This window comes from Rhodoferax sp. GW822-FHT04A08 (genome assembly GCF_058801025.1).
On record NZ_JBXAMW010000006.1, the window covers coordinates 94408 to 120699 of the forward strand.

The window sequence follows — 26292 nt, forward strand, 5'->3', positions numbered from 1 at the left end:
CTTTTGTTTTTATGGCAGTCTCATCCTCTACTACTCTCGTTGAATTCCAGAATGTGCGCTTTGGTTACGGCGATCGCGTAGTCCTGGATGACGTGTCTTTCACCATACCCCGCGGCAAGGTCACGACGCTCATGGGTGCGTCGGGCGGTGGCAAGACGACCGCCATGCGCCTTATTGGCGGGCAGTACACCGCCCAGCAGGGCAAGGTGCTGTTGCACGGCAAGCAGGTGTCTGATGGTGTGTTGGACGTAGGCTCCATGGACCGCAGCGCTCTGTACCTGGCGCGTCGCCGGATGGGCATGCTGTTCCAGTTTGGCGCGTTGTTTACGGATATCAGTGTGTTTGACAACGTCGCCTTTCCCCTGCGTGAGCACACCAGCCTGTCCGAGGACCTGATCCGGGACGTAGTGTTGATGAAGCTCAACGCAGTAGGTTTGCGTGGTGCACGTGACCTGATGCCTTCTGAAGTGTCCGGTGGTATGGCGCGGCGTGTGGCTCTGGCACGTGCCATCGCCCTGGACCCCGAGCTGGTGATGTACGACGAACCCTTTGCGGGACTGGACCCCATTTCACTGGGGACCTCTGCGCGCTTGATCCGTCAGTTGAACGATGCCATGGGCCTGACCAGCATCATCGTGTCGCACGATCTGGAGGAGACCTTTCAGATATCAGACAAGGTCATCATCCTTGCCAACGGCAAGATCGCTGCCCAGGGCACACCCGACGAGGTGCGCCACAGCGACAATCCGCTGGTGCACCAGTTTGTCAATGCCCTTCCAGAGGGTCCTGTGCGCTTCCACTATCCGGCTGTCACTGTAGATGTGGACTTTTCTGCAGGAGGGAAAGCATGAGCTGGTATCGTCCCTCCGATGTGGGCTTTGCCCTGCGCGCCAAGTTGGGCGACATGGGCTACGCTGCGCGTTTGTTTCTGCGTCTGCTGGTGTCCATAGGAGCCACACTCAAGCGCCCCGCGCTGCTGCGTGACCAAGTGCATTTCATGGGCAATTATTCACTGGCAATCATTGCTGTGTCCGGTGTGTTCGTCGGCTTTGTGATGGGCTTGCAGTACTACTACGGGCTTCAACGCTTTGGTGCGGCAGAGTCGGTGGGCATGCTCATCAGCCTGAGTCTGGTGCGAGAGTTCGGTCCGGTACTCACGGCCCTGCTGTTTGCCGGTCGGGCTGGTACCTCGCTGACGGCGGAAATTGGCTTGATGAAGGCGGGCGAGCAACTCAGCGCCATGGAGATGATGGCGGTTGACCCAGTTCAGCGCATTCTGGCACCACGCTTTTGGGGTGCCGTGATCGCCATGCCGTTGTTGGCTGCCGTGTTCAGCGCGGTGGGCGTGATCGGTGGCTGGGTTGTCTGCGTGGCCATGATCGGAATTGATTCCGGTGCCTTCTGGAGCCAGATGCAAGGCGGGGTGGAAGTTTGGAAGGATGTCGGCAACGGCGTCATTAAGAGCGTGGTGTTTGGTTTTGCGGTGAGCTTTATTGCGCTGTTGCAGGGCTTTGAGGCGCAACCGACACCCGAAGGCGTGGCCCATGCCACCACCCGCACGGTGGTCATGGCATCGCTCACCGTGCTCGGTCTGGACTTTGTTCTGACCGCCATGATGTTCAGTATTTAGGTTTAGGAGAAGAAAGCATGCAACGTTCTGGTACGGATGTATGGGTGGGCTTGTTCGTGTTGATCGGCGGTGCAGCCCTGGTATTCCTGGCATTGCAGGCGGCCAACTTGTTGACCTTCAACTTCGACAAGGGGTACGCGGTGACGGCCAAGTTTGACAATATCGGCGGACTCAAACCCAAGGCAGCGGTCAAAAGCGCAGGTGTGGTGGTCGGCCATGTGGAGGCCATCACGTTCGACGACAAGACCTTCCAGGCCCGGGTACGCCTGTCCATGGATCAGCGCTACGCCTTTCCCAAGGACAGTTCGCTCAAGATTCTCACCAGCGGGTTGCTGGGCGAGCAGTATGTGGGCATTGAGGCGGGTGCGGATTCTGCCAACCTGGCAGCAGGCGACACCATCACCACCACACAGTCCGCCGTGGTTCTGGAAAACCTGATCAGTCAGTTCCTCTACAGCAAGGCGGCGGACGGACCGTCCGACAAGGCCAAGCCATGACGCGCTTGGCTGGTTGTGGACGTTGGTTGCTGGTGGCTGCACTGGTTGCCTTGCAGGGGTGTGCAACAGTGGCGCATCCGGATCCGCGCGACCCCATGGAGTCGTTCAACCGTGCCATGTTCGGCTTCAACGACAAGGTCGATACTGTGGTGCTCAAGCCCGTGGCCAAAGGCTACCGTGCAGTGACGCCGGACTGGCTACGCAAGGGTGTTGGAAACTTTTTCAACAACCTGGAGGACATGTGGTCAGTTGTCAATAGTGCATTGCAGGGCCGTGGTCAGGAATTCAGCGATAACGTGGGTCGGGTCATGATCAACACCACCTTCGGTTTGTTGGGTGTGGTTGACGTCGCAAGTGACCTCAGCATTGACCGGCACACGGCCGATTTCGGCCAGACGCTGGGGCGCTGGGGCGTTCCGCCCGGGCCCTATGTGGTGCTGCCCATCATGGGTCCGCGCACCTTGCGCGAAGTGGCAGCCCTGCCGGTCGATTGGCAAGGTGAACCGCTCTACAACATTGGCGACCAGGACACCAGGACCTGGCTTCCCGTATTGGACGTCGTGGACCTGCGGGCCAAGTACCTCAATGCCAGTGATGTGCTCGAAGGCGCAGCGCTGGACAGTTACACCTTCCGGCGTGACGCCTATCTGCAGCGCCAGCGCAATATCCAGTATGACGGCAATCCACCGGAAGAGGAAGATACCGCACCTTGATACAGTCTTTACCGCAGGATTACTCGGGAAAATGTGACGAGGTACATAATACAAAGCATGTTCAACTGCTGATCGAAATGATGAAAAGAGAATTCCTGCGCAAACTGTTGGTTGCTTGTTCCCTGATCCTGGGGCTGGGCGTGGCGATGCATGCGCGCGCTGAAGACGAAGCGCCCGATGCGCTCATCAAGCGTCTTTCGGTTGAGGTGCTGGACTCCATCAAGGCGGATAAGTCCATCCGTGCCGGAGACATGAACAAGGTGGTTGCGTTGGTGGATTCGCGCATCTTGCCCAACCTGGATTTTCAGCGCATGACGGCCTCTTCGGTCGGTCCCGCCTGGCGTCAGGCCACCCCTGAGCAGCAAAAGCGTCTGCAGGATGAGTTCAAGATCTTGCTGGTGCGTACCTATGCGGGTGCCCTGGCGCAGGTTACCGACCAGACCATATCCATGAAGCCTCTGCGTGCCAGTCCGGATGACAAAGAGGTCGTGGTGCGGTCCGAAATCAAGGGCAGCGGAGACCCGATCCAGCTGGATTACCGCCTGGCCAAGACGCCTGGACAAGGTGCAGGTTGGAAGATTTACAACATCAACGTGCTGGGTGTCTGGCTCGTGGAGAACTACAAAAGCCAGTTTGCTGCAGAAATCAATGCCAAGGGTATTGACGGACTGATCACCTCGCTGGTAGAACGCAACAAAAGCAACGCCACTCCCAAGAAGTCCTGACATGCTGATCCTGCCCGCCATTTTGACCCAGACACAGGCCAACGACTGTTTGGCCAAGCTCACCCAGGATGTGCAGCGGGAAGCAGAAAAGCAGGTGGTGATAGACGCTGCTCCGCTGAACAACTTTGACTCCTCGGCATTGGCGGTTTTGCTGGCCGTGCGCCGCGAATGCGCACGGGCCGGCAAGCTGTTTGCCGTCAAAGGCTTGCCCGACCGGTTGCGTGATCTGGCCGCCTTGTACGGGATTGAAGGCCTGCTCACAGCAGCTTGAGCCGTCCCAGGTAAAATGACGGTCTCTCATGGCCGCCATCTCTTTTCAATCCGTCTCCAAAGCTTACCCGTCGCCCAAGTCTTCAAAAGCCAGCGCTGCCGGTAGCACCTTTCTGGCGTTGGACGACGTCAGTCTCAACATCGAAGAAGGTGAATTCTTCGGTCTGCTCGGTCCCAATGGGGCTGGCAAAACCACCATGATCAGTGTCTTGGCTGGCCTGACCCGCGCGACCAAGGGCAGGGTCAGCGTACTGGGCCACGACGTGCAGTCGGACTTCGCCCGTGCTCGTCAGAGCCTGGGGGTGGTCCCGCAGGAACTGGTGTTCGATCCGTTTTTCAATGTGCGGGAACTACTGCGTATCCAGTCTGGGTACTTCGGCATCAAGAACAACGGCGCCTGGATTGATGAACTGTTGGAAAACCTGGGCCTGACCGACAAGGCCAATGCCAATATGCGTCAGCTTTCCGGCGGCATGAAGCGCCGCGTGCTGGTGGCCCAGGCGTTGGTGCACAAACCTCCCGTCATCGTGCTGGATGAGCCCACGGCAGGCGTGGACGTCGAGTTGCGCCAGACCCTGTGGCAATTCATCGCCAAGCTCAATCGCGAAGGCCATACCGTGCTGCTCACTACCCATTACCTGGAAGAAGCTGAGGCATTGTGTGGCCGCATCGCCATGCTCAAGACTGGTCGCATCGTGGCGCTGGACAAAACCAGCAACCTGCTCAAGGCCGCATCCAGCAATGTCCTGCGCTTCAAGATTGACAGTGAGCTGCCCAGGGCGCTGGCAGAAAAGGCCCGCATTACCGGTCGAATCGTCCAGTTCCCAGCGCATGACGCGCTGGAAGTGGAGCGCTATCTGGCAGCCGTGCGCGAGGCTGGTCTGGTGGCGCATGACGTGGAAATTCGCAAGGCTGACTTGGAGGATGTGTTCCTGGACGTGATGGCACAAAACAAGAACTCGGTTCAGGGTGTGGGGGTCGCAGCATGAGCGCCGCCGGGCCGTCCCAAGGCGCGAAGGCCCCCGTGGGGGGCAGCGCACCACGCGTAGCGGGAAGCGTGGGGGCCATTTTATGAACGGTTGGCAAACACTGCTGTACAAGGAGTCGCTGCGCTTCTGGAAGGTTGCTTTTCAGACCATCGCCGGCCCAGTGCTGACAGCCATGCTGTACTTGCTGATCTTCGGCCACGCGCTGGAAGACCACGTCAAGGTTTATGACACGGTCAGCTACACCGCCTTTCTCGTACCGGGGCTGGCCATGATGAGCCTGTTGCAGAACGCTTTTGCCAACAGCTCCTCGTCCCTCATCATGAGCAAGGTCATGGGCAATCTGGTGTTCCTTTTGCTCACGCCGCTTTCCTATGTGCACTGGTTTGTGGCCTACGTGGGCGCATCGGTGCTGCGCGGTATCGTGGTAGGTGTAGGGGTGCTGGTCGTCTCGGCTTTCTTCACGCACCTCAGTTTTGTGGCGCCCCTGTGGATACTGGTGTTTGCCGTGATGGGTGCCGCCCTGATGGGGACGTTGGGGTTGATTGCCGGCTTGTGGGCCGAGAAGTTTGACCAACTGGCGGCTTTTCAGAATTTCGTGGTGATGCCCATGACCTTTCTGAGTGGCGTCTTCTATTCCATCCATTCGCTGCCGTCTTTCTGGCAGGGGGTGAGCCATTTCAATCCGTTCTTCTACATGATCGACGGGTTCCGCTATGGTTTTTTTGGCGCGAGTGATGTGTCGCCCTGGTTGAGCTTCTCCGTGGTGGGGGCGACCATGGTGGCAGTCAGCCTGGTGGCTTTGCACTTGTTGCGCACAGGTTACAAAATCCGTAGCTGAAGCGCCTCCTATTACCTTTGGGCTTGCCCGCACTTTCCATGACAGCTGAAGAACTCAAATCCCTTATCACCGCCGGTCTGTCCTGCGAGCGTTGCGAGCTCGAGGGTGATGGCCGCCACTGGTTTGCCACCATCGTTTCCAGTGCATTTGAGGGTAAGCGTCTGATCCAACGCCACCAACAGGTCTACGCCACACTGGGCGCACGCATCAAGACCGATGAGGTGCACGCACTATCCATGAAAACCTACACACCGGCCGAGTGGGCCGCCCAAGCCTGATGGACAAGTTACTGATTCGCGGAGGACGCCAGCTCGCTGGCGAGGTGCTGATCTCTGGGGCCAAGAACGCCGCCTTGCCCGAGTTGTGCGCAGCCCTGTTGACTGCGGACAGCTTGACGCTGCAAAACGTTCCGCGCCTGCAGGATGTATCCACCATGCTCAAGCTGATCCGCAACATGGGCGTGCGCGCGGAAACGCGTGAGGACGGTTCGGTGGAGTTGAATGCGGCATCCCTCAACAACCCGGAGGCGCCCTACGAATTGGTCAAGACCATGCGTGCCTCGGTGCTGGCGCTGGGGCCACTGGTGGCGCGCTTTGGTCACGCCAAGGTATCACTGCCCGGTGGCTGTGCCATCGGCTCCCGGCCAGTGGACCAGCACCTCAAGGGTCTGGCTGCCATGGGTGCCGACATTGTGGTGGAGCACGGCTATATGGTGGCCAAGCTGGCCCATGGCCGCAAGCGCCTCAAGGGTGCGCGCATTGCCACTGACATGGTGACCGTGACCGGAACGGAGAACTTCCTCATGGCCGCCGCTTTGGCTGAGGGGGAGACCATCCTGGAGAACGCTGCACAAGAGCCCGAGATTCCCGATCTGGCAGAGCTGCTGATCAAGATGGGGGCCAAGATCGAAGGCCACGGCACCAGCCGCATCCGCATCCAGGGTGTGGAATCACTGCATGGCTGTACGCACCAGGTGGTGGCGGATCGCATCGAGACTGGCACCTTCCTGTGCGCCGTGGCGGCAACCGGTGGTGACGTGGTGCTCAAGCATGGGCGTGCCGACCATCTGGACGCTGTCATCGACAAGTTGCGTGAAGCAGGTGCCACGGTGACCGCCTTGGAGGACGGCATCCGCGTGCAGTCACAAGGACGCCTGAAAGCCCAGAGCTTCCGGACTACCGAATACCCCGGTTTTCCCACCGACATGCAGGCGCAGTTTATGGCGCTCAACGTGATCTCGCATGGTGCGTCCAAGGTGACCGAGACGATCTTTGAGAACCGCTTCATGCACGTTAACGAGTTGGTGCGCCTGGGTGCGCACATCCAGATTGATGGCAAAGTGGCTGTGATTGAAGGCGTTGAACGCCTGTCGGGCGCTACCGTGATGGCCACGGACTTGCGCGCTTCCGCCAGCCTGGTGATTGCCGGCTTGGTGGCAGATGGCGAAACGTTGGTTGATCGCATCTATCACCTGGATCGAGGCTACGACCAGATGGAAACCAAATTGCGCGGCATTGGCGCAGATATCGAGCGCGTGAAATGATTACCCTAGCCCTCTCCAAAGGCCGCATCTTCGAAGAAACCGTACCGTTGCTCAAAGCGGCGGGCATCGAGGTGCTGGACGACCCCGAGAAATCACGCAAGCTGATTCTGGATACCAACCAACCTGATGTGCGTGTGTTGGTGGTGCGTGCTACCGATGTACCCACCTATGTGCAATATGGCGGTGCCGATATGGGCATTACCGGCAAGGACACCTTGCTGGAGCATGGCAGCCAGGGGCTGTACCAGCCGCTGGACCTGCAGATTGCCAAGTGCCGCATCAGCGTCGCCGTGCGAGCAGACTTTGACTACGCCTCGGCAGTCAAACAGGGTTCGCGCCTCAAGGTGGCAACCAAGTATGTTTCCATCGCACGGGAATTCTTTGCTTCCAAGGGCGTGCACGTGGATTTGATCAAGCTGTATGGCAGCATGGAGCTGGCACCCCTGGTGGGGTTGTCTGATGCCATCGTGGATCTGGTCTCCACCGGCAACACGCTCAAGGCCAACCATCTGGTGGAAGTGGAGCGCATCATGGACATCAGCTCGCGGTTGGTTGTCAACCAGGCCGCCCTCAAGCTCAAGCAGGAACCCATTCGCAAGATCATCAACGCCTTTGCGGGCGCTGTTGGCAAGTAGCACTTCCACCATCCGACCCATCTGCACCCCATGACTTTGCACGCCGCCCCCGTACGCCTGTCCACCATCGACGCAGGGTTTGAAGCCCGCTTCAAGGCCTTGCAGCATTGGTCCGCAGATACCGACGCGGCTATTGAGCAGCGCGTGGCCGACATACTGTCCGACGTGCAGAAGCGGGGCGACGCCGCCGTGCTGGAGTACACCGCACGCTTCGACGGGCTGAAGGCCTCCAACGTGTCCGAACTGGAGCTGTCGCAGGCGGACTTCAAGGCCGCATTTGACGCACTGCCCGAAGCACAGCGCAAGGCTTTGCAGGACGCAGAGCGCCGCGTGCGTAGCTACCACGAAGCGCAGAAAAAAGCCTGCGGCGTGAGCTGGAGCTATCGCGATGAAAACGGCAGTTTGCTGGGCCAGAAGGTGACACCCCTGGACCGCGTGGGCATTTACGTGCCGGGGGGCAAGGCGTCCTACCCGTCCAGCCTGATCATGAATGCGGTGCCAGCGCATGTGGCCGGTGTGCAGGAAATCATCATGGTGGTGCCCACGCCGGTGCGTGGCAGCGTGGCCACTGGCGGCAGTGGCAATTCCGGCGCCACCCGCGGTGAACGCAACGAGCTCGTGCTCGCTGCAGCCTATGTGGCGGGTGTGACGCGTGCCTTTACCATCGGCGGTGCCCAGGCCGTGGCCGCACTGGCTTACGGGACAGCCACCATTCCTGCGGTTGACAAAATTACCGGTCCCGGCAATGCCTATGTGGCCGCGGCCAAACGCCGCGTGTTCGGTACCGTCGGTATTGACATGATTGCCGGCCCCAGCGAGATCTTGGTGCTGGCCGATGGCAGCACACCGCCCGAATGGGTGGCCATGGATCTGTTCAGCCAGGCCGAACACGACGAACTCGCCCAGAGCATTCTGTTGTGCCCGGATGCTGCTTATCTGGACGCGGTGCAACGTGAAATCGACCGCCTGTTGCCCACCATGCCCCGTGCGGAAATCATCGCCAAGAGTCTGAACGACCGTGGTGCCCTGATCCTTACCCGCGACATGGATGAAGCCTGTTCCATTTCCAACCGCATAGCGCCCGAGCATCTGGAAGTCTCCAGCAGCGAACCGCACCGCTGGGAGCCCTTGCTCAAGCATGCGGGTGCGATTTTCCTGGGTGCCTTTACCAGCGAATCGCTGGGCGACTACTGCGCTGGCCCCAACCACGTGCTGCCTACCAGCGGTACCGCACGTTTTTCCAGTCCTTTGGGTGTGTATGACTTCCAGAAGCGCAGCAGCCTGATCGAGGTCAGTGAAGCCGGGGCCCAGGTGCTGGGCCCCATCGCAGCCGAGTTGGCCTATGGCGAGGGTCTGCAAGCCCACGCGCGTGCTGCCGAATTGCGTCTCAAGTAAGAGTTTGCAGCCGCTCCCGACTGACAGGCATGCGTCTACTCCTATCAGCTCCTTCTTCGGGTACCCGTCTGGTGCGCCTGATAGGGGCACTCGCGCTCCTGGCGATGTGTGCTTCGACTGTGCAAGCCATGTCCATTCGCGAGCTGCGCAAGCTGGAAAAATCCGACCCCAAGCAGGGTGCCAACTACATGCGCTATTACTTGGTGGGCACCATGGAAGGGGCGCTGGAGGCGCATGACCAGGCGGTTCGCAGTGGTGCCACCGCCAGCATCTGCTTGAATGGTCGGCGCCTCAGCCCGGACATGGCGGAGGGGCTGTATCGCACCGAACTCAAGCGCAATGCGGACCTGTACGAGGCCGATATGCCGGTGCAGTTGGTAGTCACCAATGCGCTGGCCAACGTATACCCCTGTTGAACCGCCATACGCATGCGCCAAGGCACTGACCCGCTCGCCGCCCTGATTGCCCGCCGCATCCGCCAGGATGTGCAATCCGTCCACGCCTATGCCATTCAGGACTCCAAAGGCATGGTCAAACTGGACGCTATGGAGAATCCGCACCGTTTGTCCGAGGCCTTGCAGGTGGAACTGGGCAAAAGACTGGGCACGGTGGCACTGAACCGGTATCCGGATGATCGGGTGAACGAGTTGCGCCACGCACTGGCTGCATACGCCGACATTCCGGAAGGTTACGACCTGATGCTGGGCAACGGTTCGGACGAGTTGATATCCCTGCTGGCGCAGGCCTGCGCTGTACCGCAGGATGCGGTCACAGGCAAAAGGCCGGTGGTGCTGGCGCCGGAACCCGGATTTGTGATGTATGCCATCAGCGCGCAGTTCCACGGGATGACTTTTGTCGGTGTGCCCCTGCGAGCGGACTTTGCGCTGGATGCGCAGGCCATGGTCGATGCCATTGCCGTCCATCAGCCTGCCATCGTCTATCTGGCCTATCCGAACAATCCGACGGCCAATTTGTGGGACTCCGATTCCATGGCACGCGTTGTGGCCGCAGCTGGTGAAGTGGGCAGTCTGGTGGTGATTGATGAGGCCTACCAGCCGTTTTCCAGCAGAACCTACCGGGATGTGATCGCAGCCCAGCCGCAGCAGCATGCCCATGTGCTGCTGATGCGTACCATGAGCAAATTCGGGCTGGCTGGCGTGCGTATCGGCTATCTGTTTGGCCGGCGGGAATTGATCGCCCAGATCGACAAGGTGCGGCCACCCTACAACATCAGTGTGCTCAATACCGAATGCGCCCTGTTTGCGTTGGAGCACGCAGAAGTATTTGCGCAACAGGCTGCAGACATCAAGGCCCAGCGTGACCGCTTGCAGCAGGCTTTCAGCCGCTTGAACGGCGTACAGGCCTTCCCCAGTGATGCCAATATGATTCTTTTGCGCTTGACCGGTGAGGCTGATGAGGCCGGTGCCGTATTCGAGGCGCTCAAGTCGCGCGGCATATTGGTCAAGAACGTTTCTAAAATGCACCCATTGCTGCGCAACTGTTTGCGTGTCACCGTGGGCACTGCGCCCGAAAATGACCGCTTGCTGGCAGCCCTTCAGGAAATTCTATGAGCAACTATCCACTGACCGAAGTCCCGGCTACCCAGGCCCCGCGCACTGCTGAAGTCAGCCGCAATACTGCGGAAACGCGTATCCGTGTCATCGTCAATCTGGACGGTACCGGCAAGAGTCGCCTGTCCACGGGCATCGGTTTTTTTGATCATATGCTGGATCAGATCGCGCGCCACGGGTTGATCGATCTGGAGATCGAAGCCGATGGGGACCTGCATATCGATGGCCACCATACGGTGGAAGACGTGGGCATTACGCTGGGTCAGGCGGTGCACAAGGCCGTGGGGGACAAAAAGGGCATACGCCGATATGGCCATGCCTATGTGCCTCTGGATGAGGCACTGTCGCGCGTGGTGGTGGACTTCTCCGGGCGGCCTGGACTGGTGATGGATGTGCCGTTCAAAAGCGGCATGATCGGCGGCTTTGATACCCAGCTCACCCATGAGTTCTTCCAGGGTTTCGTGAACCACGCCTTCGTCACTTTGCATATCGACAACCTCAAGGGTGAAAACGCACACCACCAGGCTGAGACTGTGTTCAAGGCCTTTGCACGTGCCTTGCGTTCAGCACTGGAGCTGGATCCCCGCTCCGCAGGCGTCATTCCCTCCACCAAAGGCTCGCTCTAGCATGAAGGCTGTGGCATGAAAAAAGTCGCCGTTGTTGATTACGGCATGGGCAATTTGCGCTCCGTCACCCAGGCGGTGATGCATGTGGCCTCCGATGCCGGTGTGGAAGTGGTCTGGGCACGTACGGCGCAAGAGGTGATGGACGCCGAGCGGGTGGTGCTGCCAGGGCAAGGCGGCATGCGCGATTGCATGCACGAACTGCACGCCAGCGGCATGTTTGACGCCGTCATGCACGCCGCGGCCAACAAACCGTTGATGGGGGTCTGCGTGGGAATGCAAATGCTGCTGGACCACAGCCAGGAGCTGGATACCCGATGCCTGGGGCTCATCGGCGGCGAAGTTGTCAAATTCGAACTGGATGGTCAGTTCCAGCCCGACGGCAGCCGGTACAAGGTGCCGCAAATGGGTTGGAACCAGGTCTGGCAATCAGCGCATGACGTGCCGCGCCACCCAGTTTGGGGAGATGTGCCGGACGGCAGTTACTTCTACTTTGTGCACAGTTATTACGCCAGACCGTCTGATATGCGCCACAGCGTGGGTGAAACCGAGTATGGCCAGCGCTTTTCATCGGCGATTGCACGCGATAATATTTTCGCAACCCAATTTCACCCAGAAAAAAGCGCAGAGCACGGCCTCTCCCTCTATCGCAACTTCCTTCACTGGAACCCCTGATTCTTCCCCTCGGCAAAATCCGCCATCATGCTTCTCATCCCTGCGATTGACCTGAAAGACGGTCACTGTGTTCGCCTCAAACAAGGCGATATGGATCAATCCACTACTTTCGGAGAAGACCCGGTCGTCATGGCCCGCAGTTGGGTCGACAAGGGCGCCAGACGCCTGCACCTGGTGGATTTGAACGGAGCTTTTGCCGGTCATCCCAAGAACGAGCAGGCTATCCGCAAGATCCTCAAGGACGTGGGTAGCGAGGTCGACGTGCAACTGGGGGGGGGTATCCGCGATTTGGACACCATCGAACGCTACCTCGATGCCGGTCTGCGTTACGTGATCATCGGTACGGCGGCCGTCAAGAACCCCGGTTTCTTGCAGGACGCTTGTACGGCCTTTGGCGGACACATCATCGTCGGCCTGGATGCCCGCGACGGCAAGGTGGCAACGGACGGCTGGAGCAAGCTCACCCGCCATGACGTGGTGGACCTGGGCAAGAAGTTCGAAGACTACGGCGTAGAGTCCATCATTTACACCGACATTGGCCGCGACGGCATGCTCAGCGGCATCAACATCGAGGCCACGGTCAAGCTGGCACAGGCACTCACCATCCCTGTGATTGCCTCGGGTGGCCTGTCCAATCTGGCCGATATCGAAGCACTTTGCGAAGTGGAAGACGAGGGCGTGGAAGGTGTCATCTGCGGCCGGGCCATCTACAGCGGCGACCTCGACTTTGAAAAAGCGCAAGAGCGTGCCGACGAGCTCAACGGCTGATATGGCCCCCACGCTTCTCACCGCGTGTAGTGCGCTGCCCCCCGTGGGGGCCAAGTCTCCTTGGCGCGGCCCGGCAGAGACTTCGCATGCTGGCTAAACGCATCATTCCCTGTCTGGACGTGACAGGCGGACGTGTCGTCAAAGGTGTCAATTTCGTTGAATTGCGCGATGCCGGCGATCCGGTGGAAATCGCGGCACGTTACAACGACCAGGGCGCGGACGAACTCACTTTTCTGGACATCACGGCTACCAGTGACGGCCGCGACCTGATCCTGCACATCATCGAAGCCGTGGCTTCGCAGGTTTTCATCCCGCTGACGGTGGGTGGCGGTGTGCGCACGGTGGAAGATGTGCGCCGCCTGCTCAACGCCGGTGCTGACAAGACCAGCTTCAATTCGGCTGCCATAGCCAATCCGCAGGTGATCGAGGACGCGTCGCACAAATACGGCGCCCAGTGCATCGTGGTTGCCATCGACGCCAAGCGCCGCAATGCGGATGACGCCGCGCGCCTGGTGGATGGCCGTGCCATTGGCCCAGGCTGGGACGTCTACAGCCATGGTGGTCGCAAGAACACCGGTCTGGACGCGGTGCAATGGGCCACGGAAATGGCGCGGCGCGGCGCGGGTGAAATCCTGTTGACCAGCATGGACCGCGACGGAACCAAGTCTGGCTTTGATCTGGAGCTAACTCGTGCCGTGGCGGATGCTGTCAGCGTGCCCGTCATTGCCTCGGGTGGTGTGGGCAATCTGGACCACTTGGCCGACGGGGTGCAGCAGGGTGGGGCGGACGCGGTACTGGCGGCCAGCATCTTCCATTACGGCGAATACACCGTCGCGCAAGCCAAGGCGCGTATGGCTGAGCGCGGGATACCGGTACGTTTGTAACCCCCATCGACCTTACGCACTGCGTGTCGCAAGGCCTTTCCCCCTGCTGGGGCGACACCTCCGGCCCGGCGAAGCCGGTTCCGCGGTGTCACTGAAGTTTCATCCAAGCTGCTTTAGTGGCAATCTACAAATCACCGACAATCCTGGGTATGAACTGGTTAGACGAAGTCAAATGGGATGCACAGGGGCTGGTGCCCGTGATTGCGCAGGAGCAGGGCACCAACGATGTCCTGATGTTTGCTTGGATGAACCGCGAAGCTTTGCAAAAGACGGCGGAGCTTGGGCGTGCGGTGTATTTCAGCCGCTCGCGTGCCAAGCTCTGGTACAAGGGCGAGGAGTCTGGCCACGTGCAGACCGTGCACGAAATCCGCCTGGATTGTGACAACGACGTAGTGTTGCTCAAGGTCACGCAGCTCGGCCACGAGCCGGGCATTGCCTGCCACACCGGTCGCCACAGCTGTTTTTTCAGTGTGCTGAAAGACGGTGCCTGGAAAAGTGTCGACCCGGTCTTGAAGGACCCTGCAACCATCTACAACTAAGCCCATGACAAGCACCACATCCCAAGACGCGCTGGCCCGGCTGGCGGCCGTTATCGAAAGCCGCAAGGCGGTCAACGGCGGTGACCCCAACGCCAGCTATGTGGCCAGGCTGCTGCACAAGGGGCCGGACGGCTTTCTCAAGAAGATTGGGGAAGAGGCCACCGAAGTGGTCATGGCTGCCAAGGATGCAGACCATGGCGGTGACAAGACCAAGATCGTCTACGAGGTGGCAGATCTGTGGTTCCACAGCATGATCGCCTTGGCGCATTACGGCTTGACGCCAGCCGACGTAATTGAAGAACTGCAACGCCGCGAGGGCACCAGTGGTATTGAGGAAAAGGCTCTGCGCAAGGCCATTGCGCGGGAGGAGGGCCAGACATGACCCAGAACTTCACCGTGCCGGAGAATCCGGACCAGGCATACCTGCAGCGCATGCAGTCGCTCAATACCGTGGGCACCATCAGCTATGTGCTGCATCTGCTGGTGGCCATCGGTGCGATTATTCCCGGCGGACAACTGGGGCCCGTGCTTTTGATCGCCGCTTTGGTGATCGATCTGGTGAACCGGGAGCGCGCGGTCGGTAGCTGGCATGCATCGCATTTCCGCTGGCGCATTCGCACCGTGCTGATCGCCGCAGGCCTTTACTTGGTGACGGCGCCACTGTGGTTCTTCTTGCTGGTACCCGGTTGGATCGCCTGGACGGCCATTTCCATCTGGTTTTTGTACCGCATCGTTACCGGCTTCATCGCCATGAACAAAGGACAGGAGATAGGACAGGATCTATGAGCGCGCTGATCAAACCCCATGACCCCGACTGCATCTTCTGCAAAATCGTTGCCAAGCAGATCCCTTCTCGCGCGGTTTACGAAGACGAGGAGTTGTATGCCTTCCACGACATCAATCCCTGGGCGCCAGTGCATTTCCTGCTGATTCCCAAGATGCACATTCCCTCCATGGCCCAGATTGGCACGGAGCATGCTGGCTTGTTGGGGCGCATGATGGCCCTTGTTCCCGAACTGGCTTTGCAGCAGGGCTGCAACCCATATCCAGATGGCGGCTATCGTCTGCTGAGCAACACGGGTCGCGAGGGTGGGCAGGAGGTGCAGCATTTGCATTTCCATGTGATGGGCGGGCCGCGTCCCTGGTTGCGCGGGTAAGTGCAGACTAGAATCACATCAATCGTTAGGAGTAATTCATGGGCTCGTTTTCAATTTGGCATTGGCTGATCGTTCTGTTGATCGTGGTGATGGTGTTTGGCACCAAGAAGCTCAAGAACATCGGACAGGATCTGGGTGGCGCCGTCAAGGGCTTCAAGGAAGGCATGCGTGATGGCACAGCCCCGGAGGAAAAGCCAGCTGCAACTACCAACCAGGTGTCCAACGCTGCTACAGACAAAAACACCATTGACGTCGAAGCACGTCACAAGTCTTGATCGCGGCTTCGGCTGTTCCTGGTGTGTTTTGCGTTAGACCCGCGTGATTGATCTTGGCATTTCGAAGATGGCGCTGATTGGCGCCGTCGCTCTGGTGGTGATAGGCCCCGAGAAGCTGCCTCGGGTAGCGCGCACTGTAGGCACTCTGCTTGGCAAGGCGCAGCGGTATGTGTCTGACGTCAAGGCAGAGGTCAACCGCGCCATGGAGATGGAAGAACTCAAGAAGATGCGCGAGACGGTTGAAGGTGCCGCACGCGATGTCGAGAACACCATCCAGACCCATGCTAGCGATTTTGAGAAATCCTGGTCCGATGAGACCCCGGCCCTGCAGCAAGAGCCGGAACCTCCCGTTTACAAGCACCCCGGCAAGAACTGGCGTCTGAAACAAGGTGCCACGCCCAACTGGTACAAGGCGCGCAACGGTGTGCGCACCAAGGCGCTGTCCGGCGCAGCGCGAGTCGCCCGTTTCCGCCCACGCCGCACTACCTGAGGCATTCTGCAAGACTGTTCATGGCCTCTGAAAATTCCAAAGAAGACGAGCTGTCCGGCACGGAGCAGCCTTTTGTTGCCCATCTGGTTGAGCTACGTGACCGCTTGATCAAGGCCGCTTTTGCCATTGGGGTGGCAATTGCCATTCTTGCTTTGTATCCAGGCCCGGCCGCGCTTTACGACATCCTGGCTCAGCCTCTGGTGCATTCCTTGCCCAAGGGTGCAACCATGATTGCCACGTCGGTCATTTCACCATTCATGGTGCCACTCAAGATCATGTTTGTATGTGCCTTTCTGCTGGCGCTACCGTTTGTGTTGTGGCAGGTGTGGGCCTTTGTGGCGCCTGGCCTGTACTCGCATGAAAAGAAGCTGGTGTTGCCCTTGGTGATCTCCAGCACTTTGCTGTTTTTCGTCGGGGTCGCCTTCTGTTACTTCTTTGTGTTCGGCAAGGTCTTTGCGTTTATCCAGAGCTTCGCCCCCAAGAGCATCACGGCGGCGCCTGACATAGAAGCTTATCTGGACTTTGTGCTGTCCATGTTCCTGGCCTTCGGCCTGGCTTTTGAAGTGCCGGTCGTGGTCGTGGTGCTGGCGCGCATGGGGCTGGTCAGCATTGAAAAGCTCAAGGCCTTTCGCAGCTATTTCATTGTGGTGGCCTTTGTCGCCGCAGCCATTGTGACGCCGCCTGATGTGGTTTCGCAGCTTTCGCTGGCGATCCCCATGTGCCTGCTGTATGAGATTGGCATTTGGGCTGCCCAGGTCTTTATACGGGTCACCAAGGCCCCGGAAGAGCCAGCAAGCTAAGCCGGGGTGGCCGTCAGCGCTGAGCGGCTTTGGGCTTGGGACGTACACCCGGTGTGACGGTCAGCACCAGTTCCTGGCTTTTGCGATTGACGGCAAAAGGGGTTGCGTTCCCCGGCTTCAAGGAAGCGACCGCTGACAGCAATTGCGTCACGTCGTTGATCTTGCGTTCTCCCACCCTCTCAATCACGTCACCAGGCTTGATCCCTGCCTTGGCTGCCGGGCCATTTTGCAGCACGCCGGTGATGATCACACCTTCGTTGACCTTGACGCCGAAGGTTTCGGCCAGTTCGGGCGACAGGTCATTGGGTTCCACGCCAATCCAGCCGCGCGTCACTTGACCATCCTTGACCAGGCCCTCGAGCACCTGCTTGGCGGTAGACACGGGAATGGCAAATCCAATGCCCATGCTGCCTCCGGAGCGTGAATAAATGGCTGTGTTGATGCCCAGCAGGTTGCCGTTGGTATCTACCAGAGCGCCGCCGGAGTTGCCGGGGTTGATGGCCGCGTCGGTCTGGATGAAGTTCTCGAAAGTATTGATGCCCAGCTGGTTTCGTCCCAGCGCGCTGACGATGCCGCTGGTTACGGTTTGTCCTACGCCAAACGGATTGCCAATCGCCAGCACCTGATCGCCCACCTGCAGCGAGTCAGAATTGCCCAGAACGATGGTGGGGAGTTTGTCCAGCTCAATCTTGAGCACGGCCAGGTCGCTGTCCGGGTCGGTACCAATGACTTTGCCTTTGGCGTGCCGGCTGTCATTGAGAATGACTTCAATCTCGTCGGCTTCTTCCACCACATGGTTATTGGTCAGGATATAGCCGCTGGGGCTGACGATGACACCACTGCCCAATCCACCCTGGGGCTCGTCGCCCTGGTCGCCGTAGAAGAACTTGAACCACGGATCGTTGGAGTTGGAGCGTTTGCGTGCAGTTTGGCTGGTGCTGATGCTGACCACCGCGGCGGAGGCCCTCTGAGCCGCCACCCGCAGGCTACCCGGCGGAATTTCCCCGGGTGCGTTGCCGGGCGCTTCTATCAGCGCCACGGCGCCACCCACACTGCTAGGAGCACGGTTCAGCCACTGGGGTTTGAGGGTGGCCACCACAAAATAGGCAGCCAGCAGAACCGTCGCGGTTTGCGAAAAAATCAGCCAAAGTCTTTTCATAGTGTCAAATTGTAGGCCGCGCTATCGGTTGGAACTCATGAAGTTATCCAAGGAGCGCGTACATTGCGTATGGCGTCTCCACAAACACCACACTATGCCGCTTCACCAGGTGATACACATACAAACTGAGGCACCCCCTAAGCCAGCGCAGGGCATGGCCTGCAATGGCTGCGGTGTATGTTGTCTGGTCGAGCCGTGCCCATTGGGCGTGCTGCTGTCGCGTAGCCGCAAAGGGCCTTGCAAGGCACTGCAATGGACCGCTGGTCTGAAGCAATACCGCTGCGGCGCGCTGGGAACATCTGTGCAATCGGGGGAACATGCGGTGGAGGGGCTGTCCGGCCTGCAGAGGTCAAGCTTTGCGCGTCTTCGTGCCCGAACGGTCGCGCGGTGGATTGCGGCAGGCTCTGGCTGTGATTGTGCGCTGGAGCCCGTGGCGTCCCCCACAATGGAGTCCCGTGCCGATAAGGACAGCGACTGACACCATGATTGAACGCCAACAGCTTCTGGATACCTTTGACACCTTGCTGCAGCCCGAGCGTTTCAAGGACTATTGCCCCAACGGCCTGCAGGTGGAGGGGAAACAGGAGATTCGCAAGATCGTGTCCGGCGTGACTGCCAGCCTGGCGCTGATAGAGGCCGCAGTCAATGAAGGTGCTGATGCTCTCTTTGTTCACCATGGATTGTTCTGGCGGGGGTATGACGGACGTGTGACAGGTTGGTTGCGCCACAGACTGGGCCTGCTTTTGCAGCACAACATCAATCTTTTTGCATACCACCTGCCATTGGATGCGCATCCGGAATGGGGCAACAACGCGCAGTTGGGCTTGAAACTCGGCTTTGCAGTACAGGAATGTTTTGGCGAGCAGCAACTGGGTTGCTTGGGTGAAGCATCCCAATCCATCATGGCCAGCCCCAAGGCGCTGGCCGAACATATCCAGTTGGTGCTGGGTCGAAGTGTCACGCTGGTGGATGGTAAAAGCGGGCCCATGCGACGCGTAGCCTGGTGCACGGGCGGCGCACAGGGCTATTTTGAGCCGGCCATTGCCGCCGGGGCCGATGTCTTCGTAACTGGAGAGATTTCCGAACCGCAGGCACATCTGGCGCGTGAATGCGGTGTGAGCTTCATCGCCTGCGGTCATCATGCCAGCGAACGCTATGGAGCCCCAGCACTGGCTGCTCATGTGGCCTATGGCCTGGGGTTGGAGCATGTATTCATTGACATAGACAACCCTGCATGACAACCCACGTTGAACACAAGCCCATTGCCATCACGATGGGAGATGCCGCAGGCATAGGCCCCGAAATCATCGCCAAAGCCTACCTGCAGCGCCCCGATCTTCTGCAGGACTGCTTTGTCTGGGGCGACGTTGGCAGCATGCGTCGCGCGTTTCGGCTGGTGCAGCCCGGCGGCGTGCCGCATCCGGTTGCGCACATTGCCAGCCCGCAAGAGTTGACGGAAGTTCCATCACACTGTGTACCGGTATTGCAGGCTGGGGACGTGTTGCCCGATCTGCCTATGGGCAGAGTGCACGCAGTTGCCGGGGCATTTGCAGGACGATGCGTGATGCAGGCCGCAGAGGCGGCGATTCGCGGCGACGTTGCGGCCTTGGTGACTGCGCCTCTGCACAAGGAGGCACTGCACGCCGCCGGCACCCCGTTTGACCAGTTTCCGGGGCATACGGAAATGCTGCAAGCCGTGGCGGCAGGGCATCTGGGGAAGCCCGTGTCGGAGGTCCCGGTGCGCATGATGCTGGCCAATGATGAGCTGCGCACCGTGCTGGTTTCCATTCACGTATCCTTGCGTGAGGCTATTGCGGCGGTGACGGTGGAAAACGTCTTGCAGACCTTGCTCATCACGCATGCGTCACTCGGCCGCGTTCTGAGAAGGGCACCACGCATGGCGGTTGCAGGACTCAACCCCCATGCGGGAGAGGGTGGACTGTTCGGGCGCGAGGAACTGGATGTCATCGTGCCCGCCATGCAAATGGCACGCGCGCAGGGTTGTCTGCTCAGTGGTCCATGGGCGCCGGATACGGTGTTCATGCGGGCCCGCAAGAAGCCGGGACTGGATGCGGAGTTTGACGTCGTAGTGGCCATGTACCACGACCAGGGCCTGATTCCGGTCAAATACCTGGGTGTGGAGAAAGGGGTGAATGTGACGCTGGGCTTGCCGCTGGTGCGTACCAGCCCAGACCACGGTACCGCGTTCGATATTGCCGGACGCGGAATTGCCGACCCGTCCAGCCTGATCGAGGCGGTACGGATGGCGCGTGCGCTGCTTACTTCCTGAGGCTATCGCGGATTTCGCGCAGGAGTAAAACGTCCTCTGCAACTGGCGGAGGGGCTGCCTCCGCAGCGGGTTCGGCCTTCTTCAGGCGGTTGAGCTGCTTGACCATCATGAAGACGATGAAAGCCAGGATGGCAAAGTTCACTGCGATGGTAATGAAACTGCCGTAAGCAAATACCGGTACCCCCGCCTTCTTGATGGCAGCCAGGGTCATGTCGGTTCCAGCAGGTACGGTACCCAAGGTGACAAACAGGTTGGAAAAATCCACTTTGCCCACTACGGCGCTCACCAAAGGCATGATCAGGTCGCCCACAATGGAATCCACGATTTTTCCGAATGCGCCGCCAATAATCACACCGACGGCTAGATCTACCGCGTTGCCCTTGATTGCAAACTCCTTGAATTCTTGCAACATTGCCATGAAAAACTCCTCATTCAATTAAGACAGAGCTGTAGTGTCGCAGAGACGTCGTGATTGGCAACAACCATTGATCCAGCCCAGGGTCGTTGGCCCTTTACGGTCAGCTACAATCGGAGTTTGCCCTTAGTTGTGAAGTTCATCGAGGATTCTCATGAGTGAAACCCTAGTCGACACCAAATCGATCGACGCCAGTAAGCGGACTTGGATGATTGCTTCCGGCTGTGCTGGTGCAGTGGGCGGTATTGCTACCGCGATACCGTTTGTCAGCACTTTCCAGCCATCAGAACGCGCCAAAGCCGCTGGCGCAGCTGTCGAAGTGGACATTGCAGCCATCAAGCCTGGCGAAAAAATCACCGTGGAATGGCGCGGCAAGCCCGTGTGGATCATGCGTCGCACACCTGAGCAAATTGCCGAACTGCCCAAGCTCGATCCTCTGCTGGCAGACCCCAAATCCGAGCGCAAGCGCGGTGAACAGACCCCCGAATACGCACTTAACGAAGGCCGTTCCATCAAGCCGGACGTATTCGTCGCAGTCGGAATCTGCACCCATCTGGGCTGCTCTCCGTCTGACAAGTTCCAGCCCGGTGCCCAGCCTTCCCTGCCGGATGACTGGAAGGGTGGCTTCCTCTGCCCCTGCCATGGCTCCACCTTCGATCTGGCTGGCCGAGTCTTCAAGAACAAGCCCGCACCTGACAACCTGGAAGTGCCGCCGCACATGTACCTGTCCGACAGTAAGCTGCTGATCGGCGAAGACAAGAAAGCCTGAGGACTCAAAACATGGCGACATTCAAGGAAATTTCTCCCAACGCATCGGCGGGCGCCAAGCTCACCAACTGGTTTGAAAACCGCTTCCCGACCGCGTTTGATGCCTACAAGGTGCACATGTCGGAGTACTACGCTCCGAAGAACTTCAACTTCTGGTACATCTTCGGCTCGCTCTCGCTGCTGGTGCTGGTGATCCAAATCGTGACCGGTATTTTCCTGGTCATGCACTACAAGCCTGATGCCGCGCTGGCGTTCGGCTCCGTTGAGTACATCATGCGTGATGTGCCATGGGGCTGGTTGATCCGCTACATGCACTCCACAGGCGCTTCCGCGTTCTTCATTGTTGTCTACCTGCACATGTTCCGTGGCCTGATGTACGGCAGCTACCGCAAACCGCGTGAGCTGGTGTGGATCTTTGGTTGCGCGATCTTCCTGTGCCTGATGGCCGAAGCCTTCATGGGCTACTTGCTTCCCTGGGGACAAATGTCCTACTGGGGCGCTCAGGTGATCGTGAATCTGTTCTCCGCCGTGCCGTTTGTCGGCCCCGACCTAGCTCTGCTGATTCGTGGTGATTACGTAGTTGGCGATGCCACTTTGAACCGCTTCTTCAGCTTCCATGTGATCGCCGTGCCGCTGGTGCTGCTGGGCCTAGTGGTTGCTCACTTGCTGGCCTTGCACGACGTGGGCTCCAACAATCCCGACGGTATTGAAATCAAGGGCCCCGACGCACCGCGTGATGCCGCCGGTCACCCGTTGGATGGCATTCCATTCCATCCGTACTACACAGTGCATGACATCTTCGGTGTCAGCATGTTCCTGATGGTGTTCTCCGCCATCATCTTCTTTGCCCCCGAGTTTGGTGGTTACTTCCTCGAATACAACAACTTCATTCCGGCCGATCCGTTCAAGACGCCGCTGCACATTGCGCCGGTCTGGTACTTCACGCCGTTCTACTCGATGCTGCGTGCCATCACCAGCGAAATGATGTACGTCCTGATCGCTTGTGTGATCGGTGGCGCACTGTTTGGCATCTTCAAGGCCAAGCTGCCCAAGGTATTCAAGCCGGTTATCGCCGTGGTTGCTGCAGCTGTGGTTGCCATGATGCTCTCCACCGACGCCAAGTTCTGGGGCGTGGTGGTCATGGGCGGTGCCGTCGTGATTCTGTTCTTCCTGCCTTGGCTGGACCACAGCCCGGTCAAGTCCATCCGGTATCGCGCCAGCTGGCACAAGTATTTGTACGCTGTGTTCGTGGTGGTTTTCGTGATTCTGGCTTGGCTGGGTACCCAACCTCCATCCCCCGTGGGCGAGCGCGTTTCGCAAATCGGCACGCTGTTCTATTTCGGCTTCTTCATTCTGATGCCCTGGTGGAGTCGCATCGGTGAACCCAAACCGGTGCCAACACGTGTCAACTTTGTTGCCCACTGAGATGGAAACAAACACAATGAAAAAAGTACTCGTATCTCTGCTCATGGCCCTCGGCGTCAGCCTGGGTGTGCAAGCCAACACGGGCGGCATTGCCTGGGACAAGGCGCCCGTCAAGACCAATGACTTAGCCGCTCTGCAAAATGGTGCCAAGATCTTCGTGAACTATTGCCTGAACTGCCATTCGGCCGCCTTCATGCGCTACAACCGTCTGAGAGACATTGGACTGACGGAGCAACAGATCAAGGACAACCTGCTGTTCACCACCGACAAAGTGGGTGAAACCATGAAGTCGGCCATTGATCCCAAGCAGGCCAAGGAGTGGTTCGGTGCCAATCCGCCCGATCTGACGGTGCTGGCGCGTTCACGTTCTGCCCAAGGGCAAGGTACGGGTGCTGATTACCTCTATACCTACATGCGTACCTTCTATGCCGACGACGCCAAGCCCACAGGCTGGAACAATCTGGCTTTCCCCAATGTGGGTATGCCCCATGTGCTGTGGCAGCTCCAGGGCAAGCGTGTTCCAATCTATGAAACCGTTGAAGAGCATGGCAAGGAAGTGCACGTCTTCAAGGGCTGGGAACAGGTCACTCCTGGAACTATGACCCCGGAACAATACGACCAGACCGTGGGTGATCTGGTGAACTACCTGCAATGGATGGCAGAGCCTGCACAAAACACCCGTGTTCGAGTGGGAGTGTGGGTCTTGCTGTTCTTGTGTGTGCTGACGCTGTTTACCTGGCGCATGAATGCGGCCTTCTGGAAAGAAGTCAAGTAATTCACAGTCAAGTCCTGTCGTTCAAAGCGTCAGGACATTGGAGAGTGGGCTCGCATTTGGCAGCCCACTCTTTTTAATTTTTAGGAGTCTCTTGTCATGATGGTTCTGTATTCAGGAACAACCTGCCCCTTTTCCCACCGCTGCCGCTTTGTGTTGTTTGAAAAGGGCATGGACTTCGAGATCCGTGACGTGGACTTGTACAACAAGCCCGAAGACATCAGCGTCATGAACCCTTATGGGCAAGTGCCGATTCTGGTCGAGCGTGACCTGATTCTGTATGAGTCCAACATCATCAATGAGTACATTGACGAGCGCTTCCCGCATCCTCAGCTCATGCCCGGAGATCCAGTGGACCGCGCGCGTGTTCGCCTGTTCCTGCTGAACTTTGAAAAAGAATTGTTCGTGCATGTATCCACGCTGGAAGCCCGTGCGTCCAAAGGAAATGAGAAGGCCCTGGAAAAGGCCCGCGCCCATATCCGTGACCGCCTGACCCAGTTGGCCCCCGTGTTCATGAAGAACAAGTACATGCTGGGCGATAACTTCTCGATGCTGGACGTTGCCATTGCTCCGCTACTCTGGCGCCTGGATTACTACGGTATCGACCTCAGCAAGAACGCGGCACCGCTGCTCAAGTATGCAGAGCGCGTGTTCTCTCGCCCGGCCTACATTGAAGCGCTGACACCTTCTGAAAAAGTCATGCGCAAGTAATTGCAGTTCAGACATGATTGACGCCAAAGACTCGAACTCCACGCGCCCGTACCTGATTCGTGCTTTGTACGAATGGTGTACGGACAACGGCTTTACTCCGTTCATCGCGGTCTTGGTGGACGAGTCCGTGCGGGTTCCTACAGAGTACGTGCGTGATGGCGAAATTGTCCTGAACATCAGCTTTGACGCCACCAGTGCCTTGAAGCTGGGCAATGACTACATTGAGTTCAAGGGCCGCTTTGGTGGTGTGGCGCGCGACATTCTGGTGCCGGTGGATCATGTGCTTGCCATCTATGCACGGGAGAATGGACAGGGCATGGCGTTCCCATTGCTGGCAAGCACCTCGGCTACTGAATCCGGGACTTTGTCCGAGGCCCCAGTGGCAGTAGAAAAAGCGTCTGATACCAGCCAGTCCGACACGCCACCACCTGAGGCTCCACGCCCAGGTGGGAGTGGCAGGCCGTCACTCACGCGTGTGAAGTAAATTCATGTAGTGCGTCGGCATTTCGCCGCTGCACGCTAGGGTAGAATACACCCCGTGCCGCTTTAGCTCAGTTGGTAGAGCAACCGCCTTGTAAGCGGTAGGTCGTCAGTTCGAATCCGACAAGCGGCACCAAGAGTTACTCCAGTAGCGCCCCAATAAAAAAACCCACTTCCGTAATCGGACAGTGGGTTTTATTTTGCATGGTGCTGGGCACCCGGAGGTGCTGGCGGGGCTAGGCCCACAACCGGCTGATCAACGCTTGGAAAAACGGCGACGCGAGGCAATTAGGCCCAACAGACCGGCTCCCAACAGGGCCACCGAACCAGGCTCTGGAGTCTTGTTGGGGTTGCACTGGGACCCGCTCACCGTGCCGGCACAAGTATTTCCGGCTACCGACAGGAGCTTGAACGCGTCATTGCCCTGGTCCAGGGTTTGACCATTGGTGCTTGTTGGGCCATAGGAGGTACTGTAAGCGCTGATTAGCCAGTAGCTTGAGTAGGTGGAGGTGTTGCTGCTGGTTGCGGTATTGCCAGCTTGGGCGCCCACGTTACTGAAATTGCCAATCAGGCTCCAGCCAGAGGACAGCAATCCGCTTAAGCTGGCGCCAGCCATGGTGGGAGGAGTTGTGCTGCCGGTCCAGGCCAGGATGGACAAATCGGAATCGTTATAGGGTGAGGTGCCATTGTCAGTACCGTTCCATCCAATACTCACACTGGACAAGTTCACTGGACCATTGCTGAAGCTCAATAGCATGGCATCGATGCCATTGATGTTGTCCGTTGCATGGGGGCCAGTAGCGGATGCAGACTCATTGCTGGCAACCACGCCCAAGCCGTAGGAACTGCCATAGTTGTATACCGTTGCCGCAGCAAAGGAGCTGCCAGCCGTCGGGTTGGTAATGGTGCCCGAGCCTGTAGACCAGCCACTCAGCGACACGGCGGGGCTTCCGCTGCAGGCTTGGCTTGCAGCGCTCGATGTGCAATCAGCGACCAGATTTTGAGACCACGTTGAACTCGCCCATGCGGATGCACCGCAGGTGCCGATCGCGATCGCAATTGCCAAGTAGATATTTCGCTTCATCATGTTCTCCGTGCAATTCAGGTCAGGCGTCAAATAGATTAACCTGCCACCCTATTCATGCAATTCCAGCAATATTCGAGCCAACAATTAAAATCATTTAAAATCAATAAGTTACGATTTGTCAAAGTGGAATCTTTGATGAAATGTAAAAACCGCCGACATCACTTTGTC

Annotated in this window: 35 protein-coding genes and 1 tRNA gene; 33 read left to right on the forward strand and 3 right to left on the reverse strand. The window is 58.6% G+C overall.

What is annotated here, in order from left to right; translation table 11 throughout:
- The first annotated feature begins 11 nt into the window (after nucleotides 1-11).
- From AC1RMF_RS13610 to tatC, 25 genes are all read left to right on the forward strand, one after another.
- Complete coding sequence (locus tag AC1RMF_RS13610; RefSeq protein ID WP_342618807.1) at nucleotides 12-851, forward strand: ABC transporter ATP-binding protein; 840 nt, start codon at nucleotides 12-14, stop codon at nucleotides 849-851.
- Entirely contained in the window at nucleotides 848-1630 is a 783-nt protein-coding gene (gene mlaE, locus AC1RMF_RS13615) for a lipid asymmetry maintenance ABC transporter permease subunit MlaE (RefSeq protein ID WP_342618806.1), read from the forward strand. Before AC1RMF_RS13610 ends, mlaE begins: the two co-directional genes overlap by 4 nt.
- Before the next feature lie 17 nt (nucleotides 1631-1647).
- The gene (gene mlaD, locus AC1RMF_RS13620) at nucleotides 1648-2127 is read left to right on the forward strand and encodes an outer membrane lipid asymmetry maintenance protein MlaD (RefSeq protein WP_342618805.1); all 480 of its coding nucleotides are present in this window, start codon (nucleotides 1648-1650) and stop codon (nucleotides 2125-2127) included.
- Nucleotides 2124-2840 (forward strand): MlaA family lipoprotein, encoded by a 717-nt coding sequence (locus tag AC1RMF_RS13625; protein WP_493142099.1) that lies wholly within the window; start codon nucleotides 2124-2126, stop codon nucleotides 2838-2840. Before mlaD ends, AC1RMF_RS13625 begins: the two co-directional genes overlap by 4 nt.
- An 80-nt stretch (nucleotides 2841-2920) precedes the next feature.
- A complete protein-coding gene (locus AC1RMF_RS13630; RefSeq protein WP_342621198.1) occupies nucleotides 2921-3565 on the forward strand; it encodes an MlaC/ttg2D family ABC transporter substrate-binding protein in 645 nt (214 codons plus the stop codon).
- Between the two features lies 1 nt (nucleotide 3566).
- Entirely contained in the window at nucleotides 3567-3836 is a 270-nt protein-coding gene (locus tag AC1RMF_RS13635) for an STAS domain-containing protein (RefSeq protein ID WP_342618803.1), read from the forward strand.
- A 28-nt stretch (nucleotides 3837-3864) separates the two neighbouring features.
- Nucleotides 3865-4824: an ABC transporter ATP-binding protein gene (locus AC1RMF_RS13640; RefSeq protein ID WP_493142101.1), complete on the forward strand. Its 960-nt coding sequence runs from the start codon at nucleotides 3865-3867 to the stop codon at nucleotides 4822-4824.
- Nucleotides 4825-4906: 82 nt separating this feature from the next.
- Nucleotides 4907-5662 carry an ABC transporter permease gene (locus tag AC1RMF_RS13645; protein WP_493142103.1) on the forward strand — a complete coding sequence of 252 codons (756 nt, stop codon included), beginning with the start codon at nucleotides 4907-4909 and terminating at the stop codon, nucleotides 5660-5662.
- A gap of 38 nt (nucleotides 5663-5700) precedes the next feature.
- Nucleotides 5701-5940: a BolA family protein gene (locus AC1RMF_RS13650; RefSeq protein WP_342618800.1), complete on the forward strand. Its 240-nt coding sequence runs from the start codon at nucleotides 5701-5703 to the stop codon at nucleotides 5938-5940.
- Nucleotides 5940-7205 carry a UDP-N-acetylglucosamine 1-carboxyvinyltransferase gene (gene murA, locus AC1RMF_RS13655; RefSeq protein WP_493142105.1) on the forward strand — a complete coding sequence of 422 codons (1266 nt, stop codon included), beginning with the start codon at nucleotides 5940-5942 and terminating at the stop codon, nucleotides 7203-7205. Before AC1RMF_RS13650 ends, murA begins: the two co-directional genes overlap by 1 nt.
- Nucleotides 7202-7840 (forward strand): ATP phosphoribosyltransferase, encoded by a 639-nt coding sequence (hisG, locus tag AC1RMF_RS13660; RefSeq protein WP_342618798.1) that lies wholly within the window; start codon nucleotides 7202-7204, stop codon nucleotides 7838-7840. The genes murA and hisG overlap by 4 nt, the downstream gene beginning before the upstream one ends.
- A gap of 30 nt (nucleotides 7841-7870) precedes the next feature.
- A complete protein-coding gene (gene hisD / locus AC1RMF_RS13665; RefSeq protein ID WP_493142106.1) occupies nucleotides 7871-9235 on the forward strand; it encodes a histidinol dehydrogenase in 1365 nt (454 codons plus the stop codon).
- Nucleotides 9236-9264: 29 nt separating this feature from the next.
- Nucleotides 9265-9651, forward strand: a complete 387-nt coding sequence (locus AC1RMF_RS13670; RefSeq protein WP_342618796.1) for a Rap1a family protein — start codon at nucleotides 9265-9267, stop codon at nucleotides 9649-9651.
- A 12-nt stretch (nucleotides 9652-9663) separates the two neighbouring features.
- On the forward strand, nucleotides 9664-10806 hold the full coding sequence (gene hisC / locus AC1RMF_RS13675) for a histidinol-phosphate transaminase (protein ID WP_493142108.1): 1143 nt from the start codon (nucleotides 9664-9666) through the stop codon (nucleotides 10804-10806).
- A complete protein-coding gene (gene hisB / locus AC1RMF_RS13680; RefSeq protein WP_342618794.1) occupies nucleotides 10803-11432 on the forward strand; it encodes an imidazoleglycerol-phosphate dehydratase HisB in 630 nt (209 codons plus the stop codon). Before hisC ends, hisB begins: the two co-directional genes overlap by 4 nt.
- 15 nt (nucleotides 11433-11447) lie before the next feature.
- Nucleotides 11448-12104 carry an imidazole glycerol phosphate synthase subunit HisH gene (gene hisH, locus AC1RMF_RS13685; protein WP_493142110.1) on the forward strand — a complete coding sequence of 219 codons (657 nt, stop codon included), beginning with the start codon at nucleotides 11448-11450 and terminating at the stop codon, nucleotides 12102-12104.
- Nucleotides 12105-12131: 27 nt separating this feature from the next.
- Nucleotides 12132-12872: a 1-(5-phosphoribosyl)-5-[(5-phosphoribosylamino)methylideneamino]imidazole-4-carboxamide isomerase gene (gene hisA / locus AC1RMF_RS13690; protein ID WP_493142111.1), complete on the forward strand. Its 741-nt coding sequence runs from the start codon at nucleotides 12132-12134 to the stop codon at nucleotides 12870-12872.
- 86 nt (nucleotides 12873-12958) lie between these two features.
- The gene (gene hisF, locus AC1RMF_RS13695) at nucleotides 12959-13756 is read left to right on the forward strand and encodes an imidazole glycerol phosphate synthase subunit HisF (RefSeq protein ID WP_493142113.1); all 798 of its coding nucleotides are present in this window, start codon (nucleotides 12959-12961) and stop codon (nucleotides 13754-13756) included.
- Nucleotides 13757-13905: 149 nt separating this feature from the next.
- Nucleotides 13906-14295: a phosphoribosyl-AMP cyclohydrolase gene (gene hisI / locus AC1RMF_RS13700; protein WP_446737968.1), complete on the forward strand. Its 390-nt coding sequence runs from the start codon at nucleotides 13906-13908 to the stop codon at nucleotides 14293-14295.
- Between the two features lie 4 nt (nucleotides 14296-14299).
- Complete coding sequence (locus tag AC1RMF_RS13705; protein ID WP_342618790.1) at nucleotides 14300-14677, forward strand: phosphoribosyl-ATP diphosphatase; 378 nt, start codon at nucleotides 14300-14302, stop codon at nucleotides 14675-14677.
- Complete coding sequence (locus AC1RMF_RS13710; protein ID WP_342618789.1) at nucleotides 14674-15081, forward strand: DUF4870 family protein; 408 nt, start codon at nucleotides 14674-14676, stop codon at nucleotides 15079-15081. Before AC1RMF_RS13705 ends, AC1RMF_RS13710 begins: the two co-directional genes overlap by 4 nt.
- Complete coding sequence (locus AC1RMF_RS13715; RefSeq protein ID WP_493142114.1) at nucleotides 15078-15452, forward strand: histidine triad nucleotide-binding protein; 375 nt, start codon at nucleotides 15078-15080, stop codon at nucleotides 15450-15452. Before AC1RMF_RS13710 ends, AC1RMF_RS13715 begins: the two co-directional genes overlap by 4 nt.
- A gap of 38 nt (nucleotides 15453-15490) precedes the next feature.
- The gene (tatA, locus tag AC1RMF_RS13720) at nucleotides 15491-15727 is read left to right on the forward strand and encodes a Sec-independent protein translocase subunit TatA (protein ID WP_493142115.1); all 237 of its coding nucleotides are present in this window, start codon (nucleotides 15491-15493) and stop codon (nucleotides 15725-15727) included.
- 43 nt (nucleotides 15728-15770) lie between these two features.
- Nucleotides 15771-16217: a Sec-independent protein translocase protein TatB gene (gene tatB / locus AC1RMF_RS13725; RefSeq protein WP_493142116.1), complete on the forward strand. Its 447-nt coding sequence runs from the start codon at nucleotides 15771-15773 to the stop codon at nucleotides 16215-16217.
- Between the two features lie 20 nt (nucleotides 16218-16237).
- Complete coding sequence (tatC, locus tag AC1RMF_RS13730) at nucleotides 16238-17017, forward strand: twin-arginine translocase subunit TatC (RefSeq protein ID WP_342618785.1); 780 nt, start codon at nucleotides 16238-16240, stop codon at nucleotides 17015-17017.
- A 13-nt stretch (nucleotides 17018-17030) separates the two neighbouring features.
- Here tatC and AC1RMF_RS13735 read toward each other — a convergent pair whose 3' ends face one another.
- Nucleotides 17031-18176, reverse strand: coding sequence for a S1C family serine protease (locus tag AC1RMF_RS13735; RefSeq protein WP_342618784.1), 1146 nt, complete (start codon nucleotides 18174-18176; stop codon nucleotides 17031-17033).
- A 482-nt stretch (nucleotides 18177-18658) separates the two neighbouring features.
- Between AC1RMF_RS13735 and AC1RMF_RS13740 the strand changes: the two genes are divergently transcribed.
- Together AC1RMF_RS13740 and pdxA are read left to right on the forward strand one after the other, a co-directional pair.
- Nucleotides 18659-19414 carry a Nif3-like dinuclear metal center hexameric protein gene (locus tag AC1RMF_RS13740; RefSeq protein WP_493142118.1) on the forward strand — a complete coding sequence of 252 codons (756 nt, stop codon included), beginning with the start codon at nucleotides 18659-18661 and terminating at the stop codon, nucleotides 19412-19414.
- Nucleotides 19411-20466, forward strand: coding sequence for a 4-hydroxythreonine-4-phosphate dehydrogenase PdxA (gene pdxA, locus AC1RMF_RS13745; RefSeq protein WP_493142120.1), 1056 nt, complete (start codon nucleotides 19411-19413; stop codon nucleotides 20464-20466). Before AC1RMF_RS13740 ends, pdxA begins: the two co-directional genes overlap by 4 nt.
- On the opposite strand, the gene mscL is transcribed toward pdxA, so the two are convergent.
- Nucleotides 20456-20884, reverse strand: coding sequence for a large conductance mechanosensitive channel protein MscL (gene mscL, locus AC1RMF_RS13750; protein ID WP_493142122.1), 429 nt, complete (start codon nucleotides 20882-20884; stop codon nucleotides 20456-20458). The genes pdxA and mscL overlap by 11 nt on opposite strands.
- A gap of 151 nt (nucleotides 20885-21035) precedes the next feature.
- Between mscL and petA the strand changes: the two genes are divergently transcribed.
- From petA to AC1RMF_RS13780, 6 genes are all read left to right on the forward strand, one after another.
- Nucleotides 21036-21650, forward strand: a complete 615-nt coding sequence (petA, locus tag AC1RMF_RS13755) for a ubiquinol-cytochrome c reductase iron-sulfur subunit (RefSeq protein WP_342618779.1) — start codon at nucleotides 21036-21038, stop codon at nucleotides 21648-21650.
- 11 nt (nucleotides 21651-21661) lie between these two features.
- Nucleotides 21662-23074, forward strand: a complete 1413-nt coding sequence (locus tag AC1RMF_RS13760) for a cytochrome b (protein ID WP_493142124.1) — start codon at nucleotides 21662-21664, stop codon at nucleotides 23072-23074.
- Nucleotides 23075-23090: 16 nt separating this feature from the next.
- Complete coding sequence (locus AC1RMF_RS13765; protein WP_493142126.1) at nucleotides 23091-23849, forward strand: cytochrome c1; 759 nt, start codon at nucleotides 23091-23093, stop codon at nucleotides 23847-23849.
- A 96-nt stretch (nucleotides 23850-23945) separates the two neighbouring features.
- Entirely contained in the window at nucleotides 23946-24557 is a 612-nt protein-coding gene (locus AC1RMF_RS13770) for a glutathione S-transferase N-terminal domain-containing protein (RefSeq protein ID WP_342618776.1), read from the forward strand.
- Between the two features lie 13 nt (nucleotides 24558-24570).
- Entirely contained in the window at nucleotides 24571-25041 is a 471-nt protein-coding gene (locus tag AC1RMF_RS13775) for a ClpXP protease specificity-enhancing factor (protein ID WP_342618775.1), read from the forward strand.
- A 56-nt stretch (nucleotides 25042-25097) separates the two neighbouring features.
- Nucleotides 25098-25173 (forward strand) — tRNA-Thr (locus AC1RMF_RS13780).
- Between the two features lie 120 nt (nucleotides 25174-25293).
- Here AC1RMF_RS13780 and xdp1 read toward each other — a convergent pair.
- Entirely contained in the window at nucleotides 25294-26124 is an 831-nt protein-coding gene (gene xdp1 / locus AC1RMF_RS13785; protein WP_493142128.1) for an exosortase-dependent surface protein XDP1, read from the reverse strand.
- Nucleotides 26125-26292 lie beyond the last annotated feature (168 nt).